Here is a 323-nt window from a genome sequence, read left to right as displayed (position 1 = left end):
GAATTAGTAGTGTGGATCAAAAACGCAACCGACGTTTTTGATGCAATCGAAGATTTACCATTCCCAACTCTAAGCGCTATAAACGGTATGGCACTTGGCGGTGGTTGTGAGTGGGCACTTGCTACCGATTATCGCGTGGCAAGCGAAACAGCTAAAATGGGCCTACCAGAAGTTAAACTTGGCATAATGCCAGGGTTTGGTGGCACAGTACGCTTACCGCGCATTATTGGTGCCGATAACGCCATGATGTGGATTACCTCAGGTTCTACTAACCGCGCAGCAGATGCCCTTAAAGTAGGTGCTTTTGACGCAGTAGTTAGTGC

Annotated in this window: 1 protein-coding gene; it reads left to right on the top strand. The window is 48.0% G+C overall.

What is annotated here, in order from left to right; translation table 11 throughout:
• Window positions 1–323: enoyl-CoA hydratase-related protein (locus tag AAEY57_RS19585; RefSeq protein WP_350608616.1), on the top strand; the 323-nt coding region annotated here is incomplete at both ends.

It is taken from the genome of Pseudoalteromonas sp. MER144-MNA-CIBAN-0113 (genome assembly GCF_040308965.1).
GTDB classification, from domain to species: domain Bacteria; phylum Pseudomonadota; class Gammaproteobacteria; order Enterobacterales; family Alteromonadaceae; genus Pseudoalteromonas; species Pseudoalteromonas tetraodonis.
This window is presented reverse-complemented; position numbering and strand designations above follow the sequence as displayed.